Origin of the sequence: Ureibacillus xyleni, assembly GCF_900217795.1 — a bacterium.
GTDB classification, from domain to species: domain Bacteria; phylum Bacillota; class Bacilli; order Bacillales_A; family Planococcaceae; genus Ureibacillus; species Ureibacillus xyleni.
The window spans coordinates 64398-88589 of the sequence record NZ_OBMQ01000015.1; the positions used below are offsets into that span (position 1 = coordinate 64398).

The window sequence follows — 24192 nt, forward strand, 5'->3', positions numbered from 1 at the left end:
AATTCGTACGGCTACTCTTTTAATGGACGTAAAGCGTTTGTTTGTTCGATGTAAATAAAAGCATCGTACCTGCTGCCAACTCTTGAAGGAACGTAATTTCCATAAGCTTCATAATCGGGATCGTATACAACACCGATTGCACGATGGCCAATCCAATCGTTAAATAAATTTCGGTTTTCCTCATTAAAAATTAAAATTTTATCTTCTATACTAGCCGCATGAAGTTGTCCTTCCCACGTTCTAAGTTTTGAGGCAGGAACATCAATGACTTGATAAGGATCCCCCCAACGATCAGCGGCTATAACTGTACCGTGAAACGTACCAAATCCTATAGCAAATGTATTTTCCTTCCCATACTGCTCTCGTATCAGTTGACCTACATTAATCATTTGATCATCTTTCATTGAGGTTTCTGAAGCATCGCCAATATGTGTGTTATGTTCCCAAATAATAATTTTGGCATCTTCCCCGTGATAGTTTAATAATTCATTGATGGCTTCAACCATGTGCCGATCCCGAGTATTCCAAGAAATAGCATCTTTCATCATTTCTCGATAATAGGCTTCTGCATTTTTGGCAACAAGCGCATTCATGAGTACATTTAAATCTTCTTCGTGTTGATCAGAGTACCGTTCTTCATTATTACGTAGAGATGTCAATAAACTAGAAACTTCATTGATACATTCATCCGAAAAATGAGCAGTAGAAAGGGCATAATGTTCAGGCATTCGGTTATAAGGTTCGAAGCAGGTGAAAGCTTTTCTTGCGTGCTCCAAATCAACCTGGTACTGTGGATTTTTCGATAAAAAGTTCAACACTTCATCAATCGATTCAAAGAGACTATACAAGTCAATTCCATAAAAGCCAACTTTATTATCCAATGTGGCGTTCTTTTGTTTTAGCCATTCTGTAAACTGTTCTATCTCTTCATTTGCCCACATCCATGTCGGCCAGCGATCAAAAGACTTTATTAGCACATCTCGAGCTGATTCATTTACTTCTCCAAAACCTTTAACATACCGGTTTACTGCTTGAGCTGATGGCCAATCACCCTCTACTGCAATAATAGTAAAATTTTTCTCAATAATTAATTTTTTAGAAAGCTCTGCACGGATTGAATAAAATTCAGAAGTTCCATGGGATGCCTCACCAATCATGACAATTTTCGCATTGCCAATTGCGTCAATAATCTTGTCCAATCCCTGGTCATTCAATGGAAGGGCGTGTTCCTTTATGGCTGTGACTAGTTTTTTTGGCATGTTTTGTTCCACTCCTCTCGAGTTTAGCATACCCAACCAAGGTCATAGAAAACACTCAAATGTCGGATATGAATGAAAGAACTTACTATGTGGACAAAACGCTACTCTAAGTGAGCAAAACCCTTCTGTAAGTGGACAAAAAGAGCATCTATGTGGACAAAACTTATGCTTAAGTGGACAAAATCTAAGACACCATAAGAAACGCATTAAATTGAACTAGGTTGCCTCCAAAACAGAGCGATAATAATACCAATTATAAGTACAAGCGTTGCAAAATAATATGGGAAGTTTAAATTGATATCAAATAACAAACCACCAATCACTGGCCCAAAGATATTTCCCATACTTGTGAACATCGAGTTCATACCACCGATAAACCCTTGTTCGTTCTCGGCAACTTTTGATAAATATGTCGTGAGAGCTGGACGAATTAAATCAAATCCGATAAAAACAATACAAGACGTTATCATAACAGACCAATATGAATTCACGACGGTCATTGCAAAAACAAGAAGTGCCGAAAGAATAAAACAGTACAATGTAAGCTTTACTTCGCCAAAGTTCCTTGTTAACCAATCAAATAACAAAACTTGGGCAATTGCACCGACTAATCCTCCGCCTGTTACAAAAATTGCAATATCAGTTGGTGTAAACTGAAACTTATGGTCAACAAATAAGCTAAATAAAGATTCAAAGGACGCTAAGCTGAAGGAACTAAAGAAAAGTAACAGAAAGGCAAAAATATAAATTGGTGCAAAAATACGCTTAAAACTAGTTTTGGTTTTAATAGCGTTTGTTTTCTCATGTTTTTGTCTTTCGGGTTCTTTTAAAAATAACAGAGAGATTATAACGGCGACTCCACCTAATATTGCAGCTGCAAAAAAGGGGGCGCGGAAGCCGAAGCCTGCTAAAAATCCACCAATTCCAGGTCCGATAATAAAGCCGGTATTGATTGCTGCAGACATATAACCGAGTGCTTTAGAGCGTTGTTGCTCGGAAGTAATATCCGCAATAAATGCGGTTACTGCGGGCATGATGAAAGCACCACTTATCCCACCTAGTATTCGAGAAATAAACAATACTTCCACAACAGTACCTAAACCGAACAGTAGCTCAGAAAGACTAAAAATAATGAGTCCAGTAATGATCATAATTTTTCTTCCATAACGATCTGTCCATTTACCGGCGATAGGGGAAACAATTAATTGTGCAATGGCGAATGTTGCAACCATATATCCCATAATGGATCCGGTTAAATCCATTTCATTCATAATAGTTGGCATAACGGGAATAACAAGGCCGATTCCGACGAAAGCAATAAATAAATTGCTTAATAAAAGTGCTAATGTAAATTTGGTGTTCTTAGGTATCACTGTCGAATCTCCTTCAATAACTATGTATGTCAATAACATAACAGAAAAAAGAAAGAAAGCCTATTAAGGTGTGTTAATAGGCATATTAAGAGTTCTTATTTTTTCTATTTGTTAGAAGCTAGAGGAATCTCCTTTATGTGGTCCTCTTGGGCGCTTGTGTTTAAATTTTGGGTAGTGATTAGATTCATCCTCTTTAAAGAAATTACTAGATGATGAAGAAGATGAAGAAGACTCTAATAATTCTTCTTTAGGTGGAGTATGGTGTGCATTTAAGTTTAGCAAACCAGGATTTTGCAGTAGAGGAAGTAAATCTAAAAGGGAAATTTCAGGTTTTGCATTCTTTTTGTTGTTAGCAGATGCAGTAGAACACATACATTTACAAACTTCTGGATGTTCCTTCTTATCGTGAGACTCTTTTTTCTCGTTTGAATCCTTTTTAGGAGATTCAAAAGATTTTAGTTTCTCGATAGCAGATTTTAAAAATTCATTTAGAAGTTGAATAGTTTCTTCTGGAAGAATGTAGTCATGACTATTACAACAACTAAAAGAATGAACGTGAGTATGACAATTACAATGTTTATTCAATTTTTCACCTCCTTTCCTGTAACATAATATTCTGTTGATAGAATATGGAATGGACATTTTACCTTAAAAAAGAGAGGAAAATAAAAAACAGTTGCTCTAAGTAGAACAACTGTTAAGAAAGCGATGACGGATTATTTGAGATTTCCGTTATTGGTGCAGGTTGTTTTCGATCATTTAACCCTTTCCCGATTAGTAAAATTGCTAATCCTAATACAACAATTACACCTGCAAACGCTAACGGTGCCTTGAAACTATTAAAATAAGATTCAAACTTACTTGCAAAAATAGGTCCAATTATTTGTCCTAAAGCATAAACAGTAGTTAGAGCTGAAACAACTGCTCCGCTTTGTTTTGGGAATAGCTCTCGGGCATATCCAGTTGATAATGAAACGATCCCGATAAACGTAAAACCAAACAAAAAGGCAGATAGGAAAACGCTCCATGCCGTTTGGAAAAATACCGGTAGTATAATGCCGAAAATCTGTAATATATAAGCAACAGAAAGGACTCTAACTGTTGAAAATTTAGAAATCATTATACTCCAAATAGGAGAGGCAATAGCAGCTGCGACTCCAGTTACGACCCAGCTATAGCCAGCAAATTTTCGTAACCCTTCAATATTGTAGATAATATCAACTAAAAATGTTCCCGTAATGATATAACCTAATCCTTCAAGACCATACGCCAAAATAAGCCATGGCATAAATCCTTGCATAATTTTTGTATCATTAGATTTTTCGACTTTTTCACTATCCTTTATGGAAATCTTCCGCCATAAAACAATCGTTGCAACAAAAAATAGTGCGGATAAAAGACCGAGGCCAATCCACGACCCCTCCCATTGAAAGGACATCTCAATAAACGGTACGAGTAAACCTGATAAAGCAATACCAAAACCAATGCCGGTAAATAAAAAACCTGACCATTTTGTTAAAAAATGTGATGCTAAGTAGTCCATCATAATACTTGAAGTGAGAACAAAAATATATCCTCCTGTAGCACCCGCAATAAAGCGTAAAATAATCCATAACCAAAATGAGTGAGTAAGCCCCATTATTAGGATTGAAGCAACATTTAAAAGTACGTTTATTAGTAAAACGTTCTTTTTATTGCGATAAATAAATCCTGCACCAAGAGCCCCAACAAAGTATCCAATGTAGTTACTGGAAGCTAAATAGCCACCTTCTTCAAACGTAAGCCCTTCATCAATTCTCATAAACGGTAATATCGGTGTGAATGCAAATCGACTAATCCCCATGGCTACAGCTAATAACAATAATCCCCCAATAAGTACCCCTAAGTGTTGACGAGTCATAGAACAACCCCTTTTATTTCAGAAATCTATAAATTTAGAAAACTTTTTTTAATTGTAACATTCTAAAATTTGGAATCAAGAATTATATATTAAAATAAAAGTTTAATCATTCTATAAGCCGATTGATTAACGCGGTAAAAAATGGTGGAATAATTGTAGAAATGAACAATAGAGAAGAGGGTACCACATTGATTTTAAAAGAAATTACTATTCGGCACTTAAAGATGCATTTAAATAGCCCATTTTCTACAAGCTTTGGGACGATTACTGATAAAGAATTTTTACTTCTAGAAGCAAAGGACGAACTTGGAAGAATTGGGTGGGGAGAGTCTGTTGCCTTTGTTGCTCCTTGGTACAATGAAGAGACCCTTAGAACAACTTGGCATATGCTAGAAGATTTTTTAATTCCTATGATTTTAAATAAAGAAATTAAGCACCCAGATGATGTCGGTAAGTACTTTGCAGGTATTCGTAAAAATTATATGGCCAAATCTGCAATTGAAGGCGCAGTTTGGGATCTTTATGCACAATCACAAAATCAGTCTTTAACAGAAGCTCTTGGTGGAAAAAAGGACAAGATTGAAGTTGGGATTAGCATTGGCATTCAACCGACAATTGAAGAACAAATAGCCGTTGTGGATCAAGTAATTAGCGATGGGTACAAACGAATTAAAGTTAAAATTAAGCCAGGCAGGGATGTAAAAGTTATTCAAGCCCTACGTGAGCAATTCCCACATATTCCAATGATGGCGGATGCCAATTCTGCTTACACATTAGATGATATTGGATTACTGAAACAATTAGATGACTACAATCTCATGATGATTGAGCAACCTTTAGCCTACGACGATATTATCGACCATGCCATTTTACAAAAACAAATAAAAACGCCAATATGTTTAGATGAAAGTATTCAATCACTAGAGGATGCGAGAAAAGCAATCGAATTAGGCAGTTGTAAAATTATCAATATTAAAATTGGACGTGTTGGTGGAATTTCCGAAGCAAAAAGAATCCACGATTATTGTGAAGAAAAAGGAATTCCAGTTTGGTGTGGAGGTATGTTAGAGTCGGGTATTGGGAGAGCACATAATATTGCGCTAACAACGCTTTCGAATTTTACATTACCAGGTGACACAGCCGGATCTAGTCACTATTGGGAACAAGATATTATCAAACCAGAAGTAATTGTTGAAGACGGTTATATTAGCGTGCCGAAAAAAATCGGAATTGGTTACGAGCCGAATATAGAAGCGATTAATCATTATACTGTTTCATGTAAAATTTATAATTAGAAATTTCTCCGGGAGTGCACAACAACTCTCGGATTTTTTTCTTTTTTAAGATTAGACAATACGAAAAACCTACAACAATAAAACGTACGTATGAATATAAAAAGAAATCATATCCATATAGAAAGGGGCTTGTTTTAGTATTTCTAAATTTGGAAATGAGGGAATGGGTGAAAAAGAGTTTTCAAATTGGCGGTGCATTCGTAGGGCTTGTGGTAGGAGGTGGTTTTGCTTCTGGACAAGAGATTATGCAATTTTTTACAGGCTTTGGTTTGTATGGGATATTAGGAGCCCTCATAGCCACCATTGGATTTGCTTTTATAGGAATGAATATTGCGCAACTTGGCTATGAGTTACAAACTACATCCCATAAAGAAGTTGTATATCATATCGCTGGTCGACCATTTGGGACAATCTTGGATATACTCATCACATTTTTCTTATTTGCTGTAACCGTGGCTATGTTTGCAGGTTCGGCGTCCACATTTAAACAAATTTTCGGTATTGACCCATACTTCGGAAGCTTATTTATGGCAGCTATAACCGTTTTTACGCTCATGCTCAATGTAAATAGCATTATTAATGTCATCGCAGTTGCTACTCCTTATTTATTCGTCATCATGCTACTAATTGCCATTTACTCAATTTTAACGATGGATTTATCAATAGCTGAACAATCCGCGCTAGCACAACATCAACCAACAGCAGCACCAAACTGGTTAATGGGTAGTTTTCTTTATGTTTCATATAATCTGGCCACAAGTGTCGCCATGCTTACGGTAATCGGTAGTACCGCGCATAGTAAAAAGTCTGCAGGGATGGGCGGAATTATTGGGGGTATTTTACTAGGGATTTTGATTTTATTAATTAACAGTGCGATGTTTGCAAAAATGGATGTCGTTTCTGGTGTAGATATGCCAATACTTGAAATTGCAAAAAGCCTCCATCCGATAGTGGGCATTTTAATGGCAATTGCCTTACTCGGAATGATTTACAATACGGCAGTTGGACTTTTATATTCCTTTATTATTCGTTTTGTTACACCAAAAGATGAAATTTATAAACCAACCGTCATTCTAGTTGGCGCAATTGGTTTTTTGGCAAGCTTTGTAGGCTTTACCACATTAGTAGGAAAAGTGTATTCATTAATGGGGTACTTAGGTTTTGCACTTATGTTAGCGATCATTATTTCTTGGATTAATAGGCGCTAATTGTCTTTTGAAGGAACACCTTCCTAAAGACACTCATTAACTATGGAAAGGACCTTCAGAAAAGAGGATGGAAAATGAATAATTACATTCCTTATATGCAATTTATAGTTGCCAGTAAAGTTGGGGACGTAACAGGTGACGGAATACCAGATTGGATTTACCTGACCGCATTAAAACAAGATCCAAATAGCCCGTATTGGATTAACATAACGCTTCATATTAAAAATGGACGAACAAATCAGACGACTACTTTACCGTTAACTGAAAACCAAGGTTATAATCCGACAATATGGTTAGGTGATTTCACTGGTAATGATGTAAACGATATCTTTGTAGCCATTGATTCAGGTGGAAGCGGTGGCATTGTTTTTGGCTATGTTTACTCATCTATACAAGGTAGAATAACGAATATTTTTGATTCTATTCGGTTTAATGAACAACATCCATATACGGTAAACTACGCAAACAATTATAAAGTAAATGTAAAAAGTGAAAAACCGCCTAAAAAATATATTTTGGACCTTCAATATAAAGGGCAAGAATATTTAAATGAAATTTATCATGCAGACGGTACATTGATACAACCAATCGAAGGCTGGGTTGATCCGGCAAGTGGACTTTACCCAATCGATATTGCGAGAAAAGGTAAATACTATCTACAAGCTCTACAGCAAATTGCAGGTCGTTTCCATGCAGATGGCTTAGGCTATGTAGAAAATTTATTGAACTGGGATGGCTCTCAATTTGTTATTGTACGTCAATCAGTTGCAATTTATGGGGAAGATTTAAAATAACTTCCCGTATAACCTCTAAAAAACGACACAAACTACTTTTATAACAAGTTTAAGGAGGTTATTATGTGAAGAAATTTTTGGCAATCCCATTTGCATTCCTTTTAGCTGGTGCACTAGCAGCCTGTGGTATGACAGATAATGCAGGTGAAAACGATAATGGTGTTATCGACGAAGATTTAACGGATATGAATGACAATACTGGTACTAACAATGGTACTGGTGACGACGGCTTACTCGATGGCAATCAAAATAATGACGGTGCTATTGATACAGAAGATGGAATGGGAACAAATAATAATGGAAATACAAACGGGACAATGAATGGCACTGGTGGAAATACTACTGGTACACCGGGTACAGGAACAGGTACTGATGGAATGGGAACAGGTGGAAACACGAATGATACAGGAACGAATGGCACTGGAAATGCAACAGATGATAATGTAAATACGGATGCTCACAATGGCGTAACAGACGAAGAAAATAATAGATAATTTCATTAAAACTGTAGTTATACTCAAGGAAACGTGAGTGTAGCTACAGTTTTTTAATTCTATTTAGCCGGAAAAACCAATATGTTAAAGAAAGAAATCATTGAAAGTGGGGAAAAAATGATTACATATCCAGTACTAACAAAGCCCGTAAAAATTGGAGTAACTGCACCTTCAGCGGGATTACATTTCGATCAATATTCTTTACTAGAAAGAGCCATTGGGAAATTAACGCAAAAAGGCTATAAGCTAGAAGTAGGAAATACATGTTGGACACAATTTAAAGCGAAATCTGCTCCAGCCAAAGTAAGAGCAGCTGAACTAAATTTAATGCTACATGATGACTCCATTCAAATCATTTTCCCTCCTTGGGGTGGCGAACTCTTAATTGAAATTTTAGAGTTCGTTGATTTTAATTTAAAGAAACCGAAATGGATTTTAGGGTATTCGGATACAAGTGTATTACTTCTTGCCATGACTCTAAAAACAGGACTAGCCACTGCTCATGGAACGAACCTAGTGGACTTACGGGGAGAATTATCAGATCCAACTACCGCTAAGTGGGAGGAAGTATTACACACAAATCAGGGAGAAGAAGTAATTCAATACCCTTCAGAAAAATACCAGTTATTTTGGCAGCATGACTACGAAACGGATTGGATTTATCATCTTACAGAACCAACAAAGTGGAAAACGATATCAAATCAGCCTATGTATATAAAAGGTCGGCTATTAGGTGGTTGTATTGATGTCATTCGGCATATAATTGGAACGGCGTATGGGGATGTTCAAAACTTTCAAACCCATTTTATCAATAATGAACCAATTATTTGGTACTTTGAAAACTGTGAACTAAATGTAACAGACTTGCGAAGATCATTGGTTCAAATGAAGCTAGCAGGATGGTTTGATAACTGTAGTGGAATTCTTTTTGGAAGAAGCGCAGCCAATGAAAAAATGGGAGATTACCATGTGATGGATGTTTATCTCGAACTTGCTGAAGAGTTGAATATCCCTATTGCTTACGACATTGATTGTGGGCACATGCCACCACAACTTACTTTTGTGAATGGTGCTTATGCGGAAATTAGGGTGTATCATACTGGAGGAAGTATGGTTTTGCAGAAATTTATATAATGCAAATAGTGCTCATTCGTATAGAATTGGGCACTTTACTGTTGTAAGATGAATAGACTAGGGGGGGTCACTATGTTCTTATATAAAATTGACGATAATTTATCCTTAAAATTAATTGAATTAAACGATGCAGAAAAGGTTTTGAAGCTAATAGATGCCTCTAGATTGTACTTAAAAGAATGGTTATCATGGCTTGACTCCAATAAAACCATAGAAGATACAAAAGCCTATATCCAAGGATGCTTAAAAGGCTTTGCTGAAAATAATAGTTTAGATACTGTTATTTTATATAACGAAAAGATCGTTGGAGTAGCAGGCTTCACTAACATAAATTGGTCTAACAAAACGGCTACTATTGGCTATTGGCTTGGAGAGGACTACCAAGGAAAAGGGATTATGACAAATGTAGCTAAGGCATTGACCAATTATGCTTTTACTCATCTCAAATTAAATAAAGTAGAAATTCGAGCAGCTGTCGAGAATTTAAAAAGTAGGGGTATTCCCGAGAGATTAGGCTTTGTATATGAAGGTACAATAAGACAAGCAGAATGGCTATATGATCATTATGTGGACCATGCTGTTTATGGGATTTTAGCAGGCGAATGGACACAAAAAAGCACCTAAAGGAATAGGTGCTTTTGTCGTTTCTTATTTTACAATTAAAGCAGGGCAGTTTACACGTTTCATTACTTTATGACTTACACTGCCTAATACCATCTCTTGTAAACTATTTAAACCGCGACTTCCAATGACAACTAAATCGACTTGTTGTTCGTTTGCATAGCGTACAATTTCAGGTCCTGGAGTCCCGCGTAAAATTTTTATTTTATAGGATACATTCGACTCTCGAAGAAGCTGTTCTATGGGAGCAATTTTTTTACGACGTTGTAAATCCAAAGCTTCACTTGATGAAGAATGTAACACGTCAGATTTTGATTTTTCATGGTCTGCCACATAAACAACTTCAATAAGTGCATCATTGCATGTGGCAACTTTTACAGCTTCCTTTGCTGCACGGATTGCATTTTCTGAACCATCTGCAGCTAATAAAATATGCTTATACATGTAAATCCCCCCTTAAATATTGTGTAATTTGGATACCAGCTCTTTACTTGGAGCATCCAATTCGACCACTTCCACGTGTATTCCTTTTTCTCGTAGTAATTCTTCCACTTTTACAAAAGCACCTACACCCGATTCGTCCCATATACGGCAATTAGAAAAGTCGAGTAAAATTTTTGCACTGTTAATTTCATTGTATTTGAAATAATCAATAAAAGAATCAGTAGAAGCAAAGAATAGTTGTCCAGAAACACAATATCGGTCACCGTCTTGTTGAATTTTCACGGATGAAATTTTAACGACAAAGAAAACAGCACTTAAAATAACACCTGCGATAACACCCTTTGATAAGTCATGTGTCCATACAACAATCACAACCGTAGTTAACATGACAATGGCATCTGTTCGGGGAGCTTTTACTAAATATTTAAATGAACTCCAATCAAATGTACCAACACTTACCATAATCATAATGCCGACGAGTACTGGCATTGGGATTTTTATTACAAGATCACCAAGGACCATAATTAAAAAGATTAAAAATAACCCAGCAATCAGTGTAGATAATCGACCACGGCCTCCTGATTTAACATTAATGACAGATTGACCAATCATTGCGCACCCAGCCATCCCGCCAAAGAAACCATTGATCACGTTCGCAATGCCTTGTCCACGAGCTTCGCGATTTTTATTGCTGTCCGTTCCTGTCATGTCATCCACAATTTGTGAAGTTAATAAAGATTCAACTAAGCCCACAATAGCCAATGAAATGGAGAAAGGTAAAATGATTTGTAACGTTTCTAAGTTAAATGGAACATTTGGAATGAAGAAGGTTGGTAATGTTTGTGTAATTGCCCCTAAATCTCCAATCGTTCTTAACTCCACACCGCCATAAATTGCGATGACAGTTAACAATACGATTGCAATTAATGGGGCTGGCACTACTTTAATGAAACGAGGTAGTGTATATACAAGAATTAAGGTGATAGCAACAAATACATATGTCATGGTCGAAATCCCAATAAAATGTGGTACTTGCGCCATAAAAATTAAAATAGCCAAGGAATTGACGAAGCCAATCATAACAGCATTTGGGATAAATTTCATTAACTTTGCAATTTTCAATACGCCGAATAGTATTTGAATGAACCCAGTTAAAATAGTAGCGGTAAATAAGTATTGCAACCCATAATCTCGAACTAATGGAACCATCACCAGTGCCATGGCGCCAGTAGCAGCAGAAATCATCCCCGGACGGCCACCAGCAAATGCAATAATAACTGCAATAATAAATGAGGCATATAATCCTACCATTGGATCAACGCCTGCAATAATGGAAAAGGCGATTGCTTCAGGGATAAGTGCAAGTGCTACGACAATACCGGATAAAATATCGCCACGCACGTTGCCAAACCATTGTTGTTTTAAACTTTGCATGGTAATCTCCTTTATATATTCATTTGTTTATACGAAAAAAATCCTTGATTATCATAACATTTGTATTCCTAAAAAGGAACCTTTTTGGGAAGTTTATTAGGAGCGATAAAATGATTTATGGGTATGTGAGACCTTTATATAATGACAAGCAGTGTTTGAACCAGCTGAATTCGTTAAAAACTGCTTGCGAAAAAATATTTCAAGAAGAGCATGGTGCACCAAAAAAACGGAAAGAGCTTGAATCGTTGTTAATGCAATTACGTTCTGGTGATATCATTATAGTGCAGCGAATGTTTGCTCTTGCTGACACGACAAGCCACTTATTTGAATTACTAAAATTATGTGAAAGAGATCAAGTGACCATACAGTTTTTGCAAGAGGGAATTGAAACAAAAGGCACATTACCATTTAACCTAACCGAACTGGTAAAGGAGTTTTTAAATTTCCAATCGGACATCGTAAAACAATCCACCACTTTAGGAATAGCCCATGCAAAGGAGCAAGGAAAATCCATTGGTCGACCAAAAAAATCCGATGATAATGTGAAAAGGGCAATTTCAATGTATTATTCCGGAGACTATACACTATTAGAAATTAAAAACGAAACTGGAATAAGCAAATCAACACTTTATCGATATTTAGAAGCAGTTGAAGAAAAAGAATAGTATATATTTGATAAAAGGGACTAAAGGTATACTCGACAATAGCGAGTGTATTTTTAGTCTTTTTTTGCGTTTTCAGTTGGAAAGTATTACTTCCTTGTCTTTTCACTGTTACATTAGTAATAACATTTACAGATACTAAAGATGTTGTTTATTTACAAATAATTACACCCTACTGCTCTTGTTATAGATGGGGGTAGATTATATTTCGAAAAAAGTATGCTTCAAAAAGCAGCAGATGCAGCAGCGCTTGCGGGAGCTCAAGAATTACCTTTAGATTCAATTGAAGCAGAGAAGTATGCAAGAGATGTTGCAATAAAAAATGAGATTCTGGATGTAAATACAATCGTTGAATTTGCCTGATAACAAAATGTGGATTAACAACAAGTTCTGATGTACAACTTACTTTTGGAAAAATTTTTGGATATTCCAATGTTCCTGTGGACAGCCACAGCAAAAGTTGAGTTGAACTCTCTATCTTCTGGAACAGGAGTTATACCTCTTGGAATTGATTACAGTGATTATGATAATTGGAGAAGTTGCACAAGTATTGTTCTTAAAATGCTGGAGACAACGGGAATGATAACGGGGAGGGTAATGGCGGAGGAAACGGGAAGGGAAATGACAATGGAGGAAACAACGGAAACGGGAACGCTTTTGTCAGCTCGTTCTTTATTATTTTTCTTTTCACATTTAATATTTTCTCTGCTGCTACTTTAGGTGCGGCATTTGGGGGAATTGCATTTATTGCTCCAAGCTTCTTTTTAGATTATAAAAGAAAGAAAAGAATTAGGTTAATCGAGAAAAACATGGCAGACTTTTTTGACATGGTGACATTATCGATTGAAGCAGGAATGGGGTTAGATCAAGCGATTTCCAATGTATGTAAGCAAATTAAAGGACCTATATCGGATGAGTTTTTAGCCACATTAGAAGATATGAAACTAGGCAAATCAAGAAGAGATGCATTTTTTAAACTGCGCAACCGTGTACCATCTGATCATTTCCAAAGTATTATTACTTCTATCATTCAAGCAGGGGAGTTAGGAATTGGAATGGGTAATTTAATGCGTTCTTTAACTCAACGAATACGAGAGCACCAACGAGAAAAGGTTCGCGAAAAAGGAATGAAAGCGCCCGTAAAAATGCTATTTCCAATGATTTTCTTTATCTTCCCTTCGTTATACATCGTAATACTAGGCCCTTTTGCAGTTGATTTTTTAGTGAATGGCTTATTTTAAAAGACTTGGCCATTAAACCAAGTCTTTTAAAATATTTATTGATAGATGCTTCCAGCAGATTTTTTGAATTCTTCTGCTTTTTCTTGCATTCCTTGTTGGATTGCAACTGCTGTAACGATGTTATGATCTTTTGCGTAATTTCGAATATCTTGTGAGATTCTCATGCTACAGAACTTTGGCCCACACATCGAACAGAAATGCGCTGTTTTTGCTCCTTCTGCAGGAAGCGTTTCATCGTGGTACTCTATTGCGCGTTCAGGGTCCAACGATAAATTAAATTGATCCCTCCACCTAAATTCAAAACGGGCTTTTGATAAAGCATCATCTCTAACCTGTGCACCAGGATGCCCCTTTGCTAAATCAGCAGCGTGTGCGGCTATTTTATAAGTAATTACCCCTTCACGGACATCGTTTTTATTAGGTAGACCAAGGTGTTCCTTTGGGGTAACGTAGCAGAGCATTGCTGTACCATACCACCCAATCATTGCTGCCCCGATAGCAGAAGTAATGTGATCATACCCAGGGGCAATATCCGTTGTTAATGGTCCTAATGTATAGAAGGGTGCTTCTTTACATAGTTGTAGTTGTTTATCCATGTTTTCTTTTATTAAGTGCATTGGTACGTGTCCAGGTCCTTCAACCATAACTTGTACATCATGTTTCCACGCGATTTCTGTCAATTCACCTAAAGTTTCTAACTCTGCAAATTGTGCTTCATCGTTTGCATCACGAATGGAACCAGGACGTAACCCGTCGCCTAAAGAGAAGGCAACATCGTAGGTTTTCATTATTTCACATATTTCTTCAAAATTGGTATAAAGGAAGTTCTCTTTATGATGGTATAAGCACCATTGAGCCATGATTGAACCTCCACGAGATACAATGCCTGTTAAACGTTTTGCTGTTAAAGGAATATAGCGTAATAGTACACCTGCATGGATGGTAAAATAGTCTACACCTTGTTCTGCTTGTTCAATTAAGGTGTCACGGAAAATTTCCCATGTTAGGTTTTCTGCTATTCCATTTACTTTTTCTAGTGCTTGATAAATTGGGACGGTACCAACAGGAACAGCTGAATTACGAATAATCCATTCGCGGGTTGTGTGAATATTTTTTCCTGTAGAAAGATCCATTATTGTATCTGCACCCCATCGAGTTGCCCAAGTCATTTTTTCTACTTCTTCCTCAATTGAAGAGGTAACCGCTGAATTCCCAATGTTTGCATTAATTTTTACATGGAAATGACGTCCAATGATCATAGGTTCTGTTTCTGGATGATTTATATTCGATGGAATAATTGCTCGACCACTAGCTACTTCATTTCGTATAAATTCAGGGTCCATATTTTCTCTAATTGCGATAAATTCCATTTCTGGCGTAATAATTCCTTGTTTTGCATAATGAAGTTGCGTGACGTTTTTACCCTTTTTTGCTCGTAATGGTTTGCGTTTTAATCCAGGGAAAACCTTTTGATTTGCACGAGGATCATTGATATCCTTATAACCATTATCTTCAGGTTGTACTTCCCGACCTTCATATTCTTCAACATCACCACGTTCAACTATCCAATTCATACGTATGTTAGGTAAACCTTTTGTAATGTCGGCTGAAAAATTATTATCCGTATAAGGACCGCTCGTATCGTATACACGTACGGGTACATTTTCTTCCTCACCGAAAGTTCCCGTAGTACGGCTTAGTGAAATTTCACGCATTGGTACTTGGATATCAGGGCGCGAACCGCTTACATATACTTTTTTGCTTCCTGAAAAACTAGACATAATGGAAATATTTTTTTCACTTAATGAAGTTTGTGACATTTGACCAATCTCTCCTTTTGAAATAAAGGACAAGACCTAGATAACAGTGGATGGTAAAAAGAAGTACAAAAAAAGCCGGACCCAAAAAAGAGTAGGACCGGCTACAAATGTAGAAGTTTATATCAAAAGATGTTTTCTAACTTCCCCACGCTGGTATGATCCAGATCAGGTCCAAAGAGTCAAGAAACTTAAACGCGTTTCTTTCTCAGCCCAAGCTATAGGGCTCCCCTAGTTATTTCGATTATTAAATTACAACATTAGTATACATGAACAGTTTCAGGAAAAGAAGGGGTGTTTCGTCCTAATTAATTACCTTAGACGGAGAGTTACGATTAAAATAAAAATTCTGAAAACCCAAAATTTCGTTATAATGGTAGTATCAAAAAATTTGATGGGGGAAAAGGATATGTGGCGTTATGAACATCCAACTGAAATCTTATTTGGACAAGGTGTATCGCAAAATTTAGGTGACTATTTAGAGCGAAAAAATATTAAAAAGGCGCTTCTAATTGCAACGAATTCATTGGTGAAAAACGGCCTGACAGCGGATATTGTAGATAAGAGTGCGGGTAGAATTGTAGGTGTGGTAAATGGTATTGAGCCTAATCCGACAATTGAAAACGTAGAAATGTGTGCAAGCCAAGCGAGGGAACTGGAGGTAGATTACATAATTGCACTCGGTGGGGGAAGTGTAATTGATTGTGCGAAAGCAGTTTGTGCGGTTGTGGCAGAAAACTATACCGCAATCGATTTGATGGAAGGGCAGGACATAACAAAAGCTTTGCCTCTTATCGCGATACCAACCGTGAGTGGCGCAAGTAGTGAAGTTACGGGCACAGCAGTTATTAGCTGGAAGGAGAAAAATTTAAAAAGAGCTTTCACTTCTCCATTGTTATATCCAAAAACGGCTTTTGTAGATCCAGAACTTACCTACAGTTGTCCTAACCATTTAACAGCTATTTCAGGAATTGATATTATCGCTCACTCACTTGATTCTTTAGGAAGTGTGAAGTCTAATCCGTTAACAGAACATTTTGCGGTTCAAGCTGCGAAACTGGCTTTCGAAAATTTAGAAGCTGCCGTAAATGATAATATTGAGGCAAAAGACCAACTTGCATTTGCAGCGATACTAGCAGGCTTTGCATTTTCACAAACAGGTACAACTGCATCTCACGCGTGTTCCTATATTTTAACCGCAAAATATGATATCCCACACGCTGAAGCATGTGCCTTTACATTAGATAGTTGGTTTAAAATTAATGCAGAATATAAACCACTACTTGAAACCCATGCAAAAAATATCGGATATAAAAATGTAGATGAACTAGTGAAAGAATTGAATGGATTAAAAACTAAATTAGGATTACGCACTACTTTAGAAAAGTTAGAAATACCGATTGAGGATTTAGATATTATTGTTCAGCATTCATTAGAAGCTGCGAATATGAAAAATAATATTGCGCCAGTCGATGAAGAAATGGTTCGTAAAGTTTTCCTATCCAAATAAAAGATAAGGGCCATTCAATTTGAATGACCCTTTCGTTTTAATATGCCGTCCAACCAGCATCTGCAGTAACTACTTGTCCATTAATGAAACTTGCCTCATCAGAACCTAAGAACAGAGCAAGATTTGCAATTTCTTCGGGTTGACCAGCACGAGGATTGATTGCCATCCCAAGTTGTTGACGTGCCATACCTGTTTCACTAAGGTTTGTCATGGTACTTCCGATATTTGTAATGACCCCACCAGGAGCAATTCCATTACAGCGAATATTTTTATCTGCATACATAAATGCAGTATTTTTTGTTAGACCAACGACAGCGTGTTTTGAAGCAGTGTATGCAGCGCCAGCACGAGCTCCATATAAACCGCCTGCAGAAATATTATTAACAATTACACCATGACCTTGTTCTAGGAATAAGTTCGTTGCAATACGCATTGATTGCATTACTGCTTTTGTATTCACAGCAAATACTTTGTCCCAACGCTCATCAGAAATTTCCCCAACAGGCTCCATACCATCCATAATACCAGCATTGTTCACTAAAATATCCAACTTGCCATACGCGTTTTTTGTTTCATCGAATAATCTGTTTAAATCATCTAAAGAGGCAACATTTGTTTGAACTGCAATTGCTTCGCCGCCATTTGTTTTAATGCCTTCAACTACCGCTTGTACACCTTCTAAGTTTAAGTCAGAAGCAACAACCTTTGCACCTTCTTTAGCATAGAGTTCCGCAATTGCTTTACCCATACCTGAAGCAGCACCTGTAACAATAGCAATTTTACCTTGTAATCTCATTCGTAAAACCTCCCAATAATTTATAGAACAGCTGTATAATATTTAGTATAAAGGACTAGAGTAACCGCTTTCAATAAGCAGAAGTAGATGAAAGTGTTCAATATTTAACACATTACTAAAAAATGTTCAGTAAGAGGTGAAAAAAGTTGAAGACGGATCTACGCGTCATGAAAACAAAAGAAGCACTTCAAGAAGCATTGCTCACTTTATTAAAAAATAAACCTTTAGAATTAATCTCAATCTCTGAATTATGTAGGAAAGCAAAAGTTAATCGGGGGACATTTTATTTTCATTATGGTCAAATAGAGGATTTATATGAAGATTACTTTCGAGAAATTATGAGGGACTTAGCTAACTGCTACCAAGAACCGTATCGACATGTGGTGAAATTAAAAACAAGTGAATTGGATCCGAAAACCATTAAAGTGTTCCACCATATTGAAAAATACAAACCTTTTTATCGAATTGTTTTTTCTAAAAATATGCCGCTTACATATTATTACCTACTATTTGAAGAAATTAAGAACCTCTTTACGAAAGATCGAGAGGTAAATTACCAAGTTGATAACACAATAAATTCAGAGTATTTTTCCTCCTATCAAGCAAATGCTATTTTAGGAATGATTATTCAATGGAGTATGAATGATTTTAAACAGCCAGCCAGTTTCCTAAATGAACAGCTCGTAAAAATTATTAATCTAGAAGTATAAAAATTTAACAATCAAAGTATCAATCATGTAAAATGGGAGAGAATAATTCGGATTCCGAAATTAAGGAGGCATTTATGCTATCAAAATTTTTCTCCTATTATAAACCGCACAAACGCTTGTTTATTATAGATTTCGCCAGTGCAATCATAGTAGCGATTTTAGAGTTAGCCTTTCCAATCGCTGTCCAATGGTTTATTGACGAACTACTGCCAACAAATGAGTGGAATACCATTGTGAAGGTGAGCATTCTATTACTGTTAGTTTACGTTCTAAGTACAATACTCAACTTTATTGTGAACTATTTGGGGCATAAATTAGGAATTAATATAGAAACTGATATGCGGCAAGATTTATTTAATCATTTCCAAAAGCAATCTTTTCGCTTTTTTGATAACAACAAAACAGGTCATTTAATGAGTCGTATTACCAATGACTTATTTGATATTGGGGAATTTGCCCACCATGGACCAGAAGACTTCTTCATTGCAATCATGACGTTCATTGGGGCATTTGCCATCATGTTTAATGTGAATCCCACGTTGGCCATGGTAGCACTAGTAGCAGTTCCATTGTTAATCGCTTTAGTGACTTATAGCAATAAAAAGATGAATGCCGCATGGAAGAAAATGTACGGCAAAATTGCAGATGTCAACGGAAGAGTAGAAGATAGTGTGGCAGGGATTCGTGTTGTCCAATCTTTTACAAACGAACAATTTGAAATGGAACGTTTTCGCGAGCAAAATGGCTTATTTAAAACGGCAAAACTTTATGCATATAAAGTAATGGCAGGAACACATTCAGGTATTTATATGATGACCCGCCTTTTAACTTTAGTTGTGTTAGTTGTCGGTGCTTGGCTAAGCTTTAATGGAAAACTTTCTTACGGGGAGTTAGTCAGTTTTGTCCTTTATACAAATGTGTTAATTAAGCCAATCGATAAAATTAGCGCATTACTTGAACTATATCCAAAAGGTATGGCTGGATTTAAAAGATTTCAAGAAATGTTAAATGAACAACCAGAAGTACAAGATCGACCAAATGCAATTGATGTTCCTTACTTACACGGTGATATTGCCTTCGAAAATGTAAATTTCAACTATGAAGAAGATAAAACGATATTAAAGGATATTAGCTTTGAGTTAAAAGCTGGGGAAATGACAGCATTTGTTGGACCTTCTGGAGCAGGCAAGACAACGATTTGTTCACTCATTCCGCGTTTTTATGATGTAAATAGTGGGTCAATCAAAATAGATGGATTGGATATTCGAGACATAACAAAACGTTCGCTTCGGGAGCAAATTGGCATTGTTCAACAAGACGTGTTTTTATTTACAGGCACGATTCGTGAAAATATTGCCTATGGAAAACGTGGTGCGACGGAAGCGGAGATAAGGGAAGCACTGAAAAGAGCTCATTTGGAGGAGTTCGTTAATAATTTAACAGACGGATTGGAAACTCAAATTGGAGAACGTGGATTAAAGCTTTCTGGAGGTCAAAAGCAGCGGCTAGCCATTGCGAGGATGTTTTTAAAGAACCCACCAATCTTAATCTTAGATGAAGCAACCTCAGCTCTAGATACAGAAACAGAGAAAATCATTCAAGAGTCGTTAGCAGAACTTGCCGAAAACCGCACAACGCTTGTCATCGCACACCGCTTGGCAACTATAAAAGATGCAGATCGGGTTTTAGTGATTACACCAAATGGTATAGAAGAAGATGGGTCTTATAACGAGCTAATTGAAGAGAATGGTATCTTTGCGAGACTCCACCAGTACCAGTATAATTAACGAGAGAAATTCACTTTACTTTATGTGAAGTGAATTTTTTTCACGCAATAGGAGGTAAATATGAAATCGAATGTCGCAAAAGTTAGTATTAAACCGTTTATGTCGCTAATAGCTGCAACGAAAATACCAAAAACGCCTCTTGTTTTTGGTTTGATTTTAAGTATTTTTACGACACTTGTCGGACTTGTAATCCCTCTTTTAACTCGGGAGCTTGTTGATGGATTTTCCTTTGCCTCTTTAAGTGTGCCACTTATTTTAGCGATTGTCGCCTTTTTTATTGTTCAGGCTGTTTTCGATGGTGTATCGATGTATTTGCTAGCTTATGTTGGGCAAAAAGTGGTGGCAAGACTTCGAGAAATGATGTGGCTAAAACTAGTGCGTCTTCCTGTTTCGTATTTCGATAATCAGAAAAGTGGGGAATCCGTTAGCCGTATTGTGAATGACACAGGAATCGTAAAAGATTTAATAACACAACATTTCCCACAATTTATATCAGGTTTAATTTCAATCATAGGTGCAATACTCATTTTGTTAATTATGGATTGGAAAATGACATTGATTATGTTAATTTCCGTTCCAATAACGGTTGCCATCATGATGCCATTAGGTTCTAAAATGGCGAAGATTTCCCGTGGCTTGCAGGATGAAACTGCCAATTTTACCGGAACCATTCAACAAACAATTAGTGAAGTACGATTAATGAAATCTTCCAATGCAGAAAGTTTTGAAGAAACAAGAGGCATTCAAGGGATAAATATATTATTAAAATTTGGATTAAGAGAAGCCAAAATCTTTGCTTTAATAGGCCCACTCATGCATACGGTGATTATGATTGTAATTGTCATGATTATAGGATATGGAGGTATTCGAGTTGCCAATGGAACAATGACGACAGGTTCACTGGTGGCCTTTCTATTATATTTATTCCAAATCATCTTCCCAATTACATCCTTTGCTATGTTCTTCACTCAGCTTCAAAAGGCGAAAGGAGCAACGGAAAAGATTATCGCCATTTTAGAACTGCCGTTAGAACCCGGGCAAAATGGGATTGATATGGATATTAGTCATAAACCAATACGTTTAGAGAATGTGTCCTTCGCTTATGAAGGGGAAGAGCCGGTTATTCAAAATGTTTCATTTGAGGCTAATCCCGGAGAAATGGTTGCTATTGCTGGTCCTAGTGGTGGTGGGAAAACAACTTTGTTTGGATTGTTAGAACGATATTATGAACCAACTTCTGGTGATATTTTTGTAGGAGATACGTCGATAAGTCAATTATCTCTATCATCATGGCGTAAACAAATCGGCTATGTTTCTCAGGAAAGTGCCATGATGGCCGGGACCATTCGTGATAATCTATGTTATGGTTTAACTGAGGACGTCCCAGATGAAAGACTTTGGGAAGTGGCAAAGATGGCATATGCAGAACAATTTATTCGTGAATATGAACATGGCTTAAATACTGAAATTGGAGAGCGTGGAGTCAAGCTTTCGGGAGGACAAAGACAGCGGATCGCCATAGCCCGTGCATTTTTACGAAATCCGAAAATCTTATTAATGGACGAAGCAACAGCAAGTTTAGATAGTGAGTCAGAAAGTATTGTACAACAGGCATTAACTCGTCTTATGGAAGGGCGTACAACCTTTGTCATTGCACATCGCTTATCAACAATAGTTGATGCCAATAAAATTATTTTTATTGAAAAAGGAAAAATTACTGGAGTCGGAAGTCATGAGGAATTGATAGAAACTCATGAACTTTATCGAAAATATGCAGAACAACAGTTAACATAGATTCTAAGCTAAGGAGGCGTTCGCTTCTTTAGCTTTTTTTAATAGTAGATTATTACTAGAAAATGCAGTGGTGAAAAAGGGGAAAATGATTAAAAATATCCACTCATTGTTATGTTATAATTTCAATATAATGCACCAATTGGCATCAGTTACATATTAATCCAATAATAGTTTCTGAGATTGGCGTAAAAATTTTGTAAGGAGGAACATATGAAGAAGTCAAAAATCTTTACGGTACTTTTTGCATTACTTTTAATTTTGTCTATTCCTTTTGAAAAGGGATTTGCAGCATCATCATTTACGGATGTAAATGGAGACTTCTGGGCAGAAAAGGAAATTAGTAGTTTTGTAGATTTAGGGATTGTAAAAGGATATCCTGATCAAACATTCCGCCCTGAAAATACAGTAACACGCGGACAAGCTGCTATTATGATTGCACGCGGTCTAAAACTTGAGGCATCTAATGTAGGTTCAGTAAACTATACAGATATTAAAGATGATTCAATTAAAGAAATTGCTGCAGTAACAAAAGCAGGAATTATGAAGGGGACTAACGGTAAATTTGAACCGAATAAACCTCTTACACGCGCTCAAATGGCAACAATTTTAACAAACGCTTTTAAATTAAAAGGTGATGGCTCATCAACTTTTGCAGATGTAGCTAAAGATCACTATGCATATGAAGCAATCGATGCGCTTGTAACAAACAAAATTGCAACAGGTTTTGAAGATGGTACATTTAAACCGGAAGATGCAACAACACGTGCTCAATTTGTTGTTTTCCTTTCAAGCGCATTAAACAAACAAGCACAACCAAATGAAGAAGTAACAGAAGAACCAGCTGTTGAAGAAGAAAAAGCAGAAGCAACTGACAATACGATGGCTGAATTATTAAAAGAAGTTTATGCAAATGAATTAGCTTTAAATAGTTATGAGTTTGATGGCAGTATGAATTTAGGTCTTAAATTCTCTAAATCATTAACATCAACTCCTGAAGATGCTGCGATTTTTAAAATGTTCGAGGATATCAAAGTAGATATTAAAGGGGCATATCAAAAAGATCCAATGAAAATGGAAATGACAATGGATCTTACACTTCAAGGTGAAGTTGAAACAAAATTCAGCATCCCAATGATTATGACAGAAGAAAAGATTTGGGTTAAATTACCTCAATCACCTCTTCTTCAGTTACCAGAAGAACTTAATGGTAAGTTTATTGAATTAGATTTTAATGAACTAACTCAACTTTCTGGACAACCAAGTGTATCAATGGACTTAGCATTACAAACAGAATTTACTAAAGCAATTTACGATATCTTCTTCGATGAATTTAGTAAATATTACGAAGAAGTAGACCAAAAATCAGTTGCAATTCCAGCTGATATTAAAGTTGATAAAGTATTAAAATTCGAATTATCGAATGAAGATTTAAAACCAGTTATCGAAACATTATTTAATAAAGTATTACCAAAATTCCTAGAATTATTAGAAAACCCTGAATATGTAAAAGCTTTAGGATTTAAAGCTGAAGACATTGCAATGGTAAAAGAAGGTTTAGCAAGTGCTGATGTATCAATCGGTGAAGTAGCAGGTGAAATTAATAACTTCGTAGATATTAATGAACTTAGCGAATATATTGCTATTCATGAAGATCAATATATTGGATATGACAAATTCAATTTAGATATCGCAATTACAATGGAAGGCGAATCTCTTGGTCTTAAATTATCTTATAATTTAGGGAAATCAAAAGTAAATGAAGCAGTTAATTTCAAAATTGGTACGCCAAAAGCTTCAGAGGTAATCCCATTTAACAAGTTAATGGAAATGGAAGCTATGGTTCCAGAACTTCCACAAAAATAGTATTTTCAAAGCTAAAGAAGCGATTTTGTTTCTTTAGCTTTTTATTATTAACTAGG

The 24192-nt window shown here is 36.4% G+C and carries 23 protein-coding genes and 1 riboswitch; of the genes, 15 read left to right on the top strand and 8 right to left on the bottom strand.

What is annotated here, in order from left to right; translation table 11 throughout:
* Positions 1 to 11: 11 nt before the first annotated feature.
* The 4 genes from CRO00_RS17130 to CRO00_RS17145 all read right to left on the bottom strand — a co-directional run bounded on the left by CRO00_RS17130 (position 12) and on the right by CRO00_RS17145 (position 4532).
* Positions 12 to 1259 carry an erythromycin esterase family protein gene (locus CRO00_RS17130; protein WP_097074892.1) on the bottom strand — a complete coding sequence of 416 codons (1248 nt, stop codon included), beginning with the start codon at positions 1257 to 1259 and terminating at the stop codon, positions 12 to 14.
* 206 nt (positions 1260 to 1465) lie between these two features.
* Positions 1466 to 2629, bottom strand: coding sequence for an MFS transporter (locus CRO00_RS17135; protein ID WP_419865887.1), 1164 nt, complete (start codon positions 2627 to 2629; stop codon positions 1466 to 1468).
* A 114-nt stretch (positions 2630 to 2743) separates the two neighbouring features.
* Positions 2744 to 3217, bottom strand: coding sequence for a hypothetical protein (locus tag CRO00_RS17140; RefSeq protein ID WP_097074894.1), 474 nt, complete (start codon positions 3215 to 3217; stop codon positions 2744 to 2746).
* Positions 3218 to 3329: 112 nt separating this feature from the next.
* Positions 3330 to 4532, bottom strand: a complete 1203-nt coding sequence (locus tag CRO00_RS17145; protein WP_097074895.1) for a YbfB/YjiJ family MFS transporter — start codon at positions 4530 to 4532, stop codon at positions 3330 to 3332.
* A 188-nt stretch (positions 4533 to 4720) separates the two neighbouring features.
* On the opposite strand from CRO00_RS17145, the gene menC reads away from it, so the two are divergent.
* The 6 genes from menC (at position 4721) to CRO00_RS17175 (ending at position 10081) form a co-directional block, all read left to right on the top strand.
* Complete coding sequence (gene menC, locus CRO00_RS17150; protein ID WP_097074896.1) at positions 4721 to 5827, top strand: o-succinylbenzoate synthase; 1107 nt, start codon at positions 4721 to 4723, stop codon at positions 5825 to 5827.
* A 167-nt stretch (positions 5828 to 5994) separates the two neighbouring features.
* On the top strand, positions 5995 to 7035 hold the full coding sequence (locus CRO00_RS17155) for a YkvI family membrane protein (RefSeq protein ID WP_097074897.1): 1041 nt from the start codon (positions 5995 to 5997) through the stop codon (positions 7033 to 7035).
* Positions 7036 to 7109: 74 nt separating this feature from the next.
* Entirely contained in the window at positions 7110 to 7829 is a 720-nt protein-coding gene (locus tag CRO00_RS17160; RefSeq protein ID WP_097074898.1) for a hypothetical protein, read from the top strand.
* 65 nt (positions 7830 to 7894) lie between these two features.
* Positions 7895 to 8323, top strand: coding sequence for a hypothetical protein (locus CRO00_RS17165; protein WP_097074899.1), 429 nt, complete (start codon positions 7895 to 7897; stop codon positions 8321 to 8323).
* A 117-nt stretch (positions 8324 to 8440) separates the two neighbouring features.
* Entirely contained in the window at positions 8441 to 9457 is a 1017-nt protein-coding gene (locus CRO00_RS17170) for a S66 family peptidase (protein WP_097074936.1), read from the top strand.
* Positions 9458 to 9529: 72 nt separating this feature from the next.
* Positions 9530 to 10081, top strand: coding sequence for a GNAT family N-acetyltransferase (locus CRO00_RS17175; protein ID WP_097074900.1), 552 nt, complete (start codon positions 9530 to 9532; stop codon positions 10079 to 10081).
* A gap of 24 nt (positions 10082 to 10105) precedes the next feature.
* Here CRO00_RS17175 and CRO00_RS17180 read toward each other — a convergent pair whose 3' ends face one another.
* Positions 10106 to 10522 (bottom strand): universal stress protein, encoded by a 417-nt coding sequence (locus tag CRO00_RS17180; RefSeq protein WP_097074901.1) that lies wholly within the window; start codon positions 10520 to 10522, stop codon positions 10106 to 10108.
* Between the two features lie 12 nt (positions 10523 to 10534).
* Positions 10535 to 11956 (bottom strand): SulP family inorganic anion transporter, encoded by a 1422-nt coding sequence (locus CRO00_RS17185; RefSeq protein ID WP_097074902.1) that lies wholly within the window; start codon positions 11954 to 11956, stop codon positions 10535 to 10537.
* 110 nt (positions 11957 to 12066) lie between these two features.
* On the opposite strand from CRO00_RS17185, the gene CRO00_RS17190 reads away from it, so the two are divergent.
* The 4 genes from CRO00_RS17190 to CRO00_RS17205 all read left to right on the top strand — a co-directional run bounded on the left by CRO00_RS17190 (position 12067) and on the right by CRO00_RS17205 (position 13859).
* Positions 12067 to 12621: a recombinase family protein gene (locus CRO00_RS17190; RefSeq protein ID WP_097074903.1), complete on the top strand. Its 555-nt coding sequence runs from the start codon at positions 12067 to 12069 to the stop codon at positions 12619 to 12621.
* A 183-nt stretch (positions 12622 to 12804) separates the two neighbouring features.
* Positions 12805 to 12981 carry a pilus assembly protein TadG-related protein gene (locus CRO00_RS17195; protein WP_101918861.1) on the top strand — a complete coding sequence of 59 codons (177 nt, stop codon included), beginning with the start codon at positions 12805 to 12807 and terminating at the stop codon, positions 12979 to 12981.
* A 30-nt stretch (positions 12982 to 13011) separates the two neighbouring features.
* Positions 13012 to 13338, top strand: coding sequence for a hypothetical protein (locus CRO00_RS17200; protein WP_161946720.1), 327 nt, complete (start codon positions 13012 to 13014; stop codon positions 13336 to 13338).
* A gap of 89 nt (positions 13339 to 13427) precedes the next feature.
* Positions 13428 to 13859, top strand: coding sequence for a type II secretion system F family protein (locus tag CRO00_RS17205; RefSeq protein ID WP_097074906.1), 432 nt, complete (start codon positions 13428 to 13430; stop codon positions 13857 to 13859).
* A gap of 35 nt (positions 13860 to 13894) precedes the next feature.
* Here CRO00_RS17205 and thiC read toward each other — a convergent pair whose 3' ends face one another.
* Positions 13895 to 15679: a phosphomethylpyrimidine synthase ThiC gene (gene thiC / locus CRO00_RS17210; protein ID WP_097074907.1), complete on the bottom strand. Its 1785-nt coding sequence runs from the start codon at positions 15677 to 15679 to the stop codon at positions 13895 to 13897.
* A 125-nt stretch (positions 15680 to 15804) separates the two neighbouring features.
* Positions 15805 to 15919, bottom strand: a riboswitch (TPP riboswitch).
* 166 nt (positions 15920 to 16085) lie between these two features.
* On the opposite strand from thiC, the gene CRO00_RS17215 reads away from it, so the two are divergent.
* Positions 16086 to 17186, top strand: coding sequence for an iron-containing alcohol dehydrogenase (locus CRO00_RS17215; RefSeq protein ID WP_161946721.1), 1101 nt, complete (start codon positions 16086 to 16088; stop codon positions 17184 to 17186).
* Between the two features lie 37 nt (positions 17187 to 17223).
* On the opposite strand, the gene CRO00_RS17220 is transcribed toward CRO00_RS17215, so the two are convergent.
* Complete coding sequence (locus CRO00_RS17220; RefSeq protein WP_097074909.1) at positions 17224 to 17982, bottom strand: SDR family oxidoreductase; 759 nt, start codon at positions 17980 to 17982, stop codon at positions 17224 to 17226.
* Between the two features lie 167 nt (positions 17983 to 18149).
* Between CRO00_RS17220 and CRO00_RS17225 the strand changes: the two genes are divergently transcribed.
* From CRO00_RS17225 to CRO00_RS17240, 4 genes are all read left to right on the top strand, one after another.
* Positions 18150 to 18692, top strand: coding sequence for a TetR/AcrR family transcriptional regulator (locus CRO00_RS17225; protein WP_097074937.1), 543 nt, complete (start codon positions 18150 to 18152; stop codon positions 18690 to 18692).
* 74 nt (positions 18693 to 18766) lie between these two features.
* Positions 18767 to 20479 carry an ABC transporter ATP-binding protein gene (locus tag CRO00_RS17230; RefSeq protein WP_097074910.1) on the top strand — a complete coding sequence of 571 codons (1713 nt, stop codon included), beginning with the start codon at positions 18767 to 18769 and terminating at the stop codon, positions 20477 to 20479.
* A gap of 60 nt (positions 20480 to 20539) precedes the next feature.
* Positions 20540 to 22273: an ABC transporter ATP-binding protein gene (locus CRO00_RS17235; protein WP_097074911.1), complete on the top strand. Its 1734-nt coding sequence runs from the start codon at positions 20540 to 20542 to the stop codon at positions 22271 to 22273.
* A 210-nt stretch (positions 22274 to 22483) separates the two neighbouring features.
* Positions 22484 to 24136 (top strand): S-layer homology domain-containing protein, encoded by a 1653-nt coding sequence (locus CRO00_RS17240; RefSeq protein ID WP_097074912.1) that lies wholly within the window; start codon positions 22484 to 22486, stop codon positions 24134 to 24136.
* The last annotated feature ends 56 nt before the right edge of the window (positions 24137 to 24192 follow it).

Coding starts and splice junctions, on each gene's coding strand:
- CRO00_RS17190 (WP_097074903.1), top strand. CDS start 12,067: ATGATTTATGGGTATGTGAGACCTTTATATAATGACAAGCAGTGTTTG.
- CRO00_RS17240 (WP_097074912.1), top strand. CDS start 22,484: ATGAAGAAGTCAAAAATCTTTACGGTACTTTTTGCATTACTTTTAATT.
- CRO00_RS17200 (WP_161946720.1), top strand. CDS start 13,012: ATGTACAACTTACTTTTGGAAAAATTTTTGGATATTCCAATGTTCCTG.
- CRO00_RS17230 (WP_097074910.1), top strand. CDS start 18,767: ATGCTATCAAAATTTTTCTCCTATTATAAACCGCACAAACGCTTGTTT.
- CRO00_RS17235 (WP_097074911.1), top strand. CDS start 20,540: ATGAAATCGAATGTCGCAAAAGTTAGTATTAAACCGTTTATGTCGCTA.
- CRO00_RS17170 (WP_097074936.1), top strand. CDS start 8,441: ATGATTACATATCCAGTACTAACAAAGCCCGTAAAAATTGGAGTAACT.
- CRO00_RS17145 (WP_097074895.1), bottom strand. CDS start 4,532: ATGACTCGTCAACACTTAGGGGTACTTATTGGGGGATTATTGTTATTA.
- CRO00_RS17220 (WP_097074909.1), bottom strand. CDS start 17,982: ATGAGATTACAAGGTAAAATTGCTATTGTTACAGGTGCTGCTTCAGGT.
- CRO00_RS17130 (WP_097074892.1), bottom strand. CDS start 1,259: ATGCCAAAAAAACTAGTCACAGCCATAAAGGAACACGCCCTTCCATTG.
- CRO00_RS17185 (WP_097074902.1), bottom strand. CDS start 11,956: ATGCAAAGTTTAAAACAACAATGGTTTGGCAACGTGCGTGGCGATATT.
- CRO00_RS17215 (WP_161946721.1), top strand. CDS start 16,086: ATGTGGCGTTATGAACATCCAACTGAAATCTTATTTGGACAAGGTGTA.
- CRO00_RS17160 (WP_097074898.1), top strand. CDS start 7,110: ATGAATAATTACATTCCTTATATGCAATTTATAGTTGCCAGTAAAGTT.
- CRO00_RS17205 (WP_097074906.1), top strand. CDS start 13,428: ATGGCAGACTTTTTTGACATGGTGACATTATCGATTGAAGCAGGAATG.
- CRO00_RS17225 (WP_097074937.1), top strand. CDS start 18,150: ATGAAAACAAAAGAAGCACTTCAAGAAGCATTGCTCACTTTATTAAAA.
- CRO00_RS17175 (WP_097074900.1), top strand. CDS start 9,530: ATGTTCTTATATAAAATTGACGATAATTTATCCTTAAAATTAATTGAA.
- CRO00_RS17180 (WP_097074901.1), bottom strand. CDS start 10,522: ATGTATAAGCATATTTTATTAGCTGCAGATGGTTCAGAAAATGCAATC.
- thiC (WP_097074907.1), bottom strand. CDS start 15,679: ATGTCACAAACTTCATTAAGTGAAAAAAATATTTCCATTATGTCTAGT.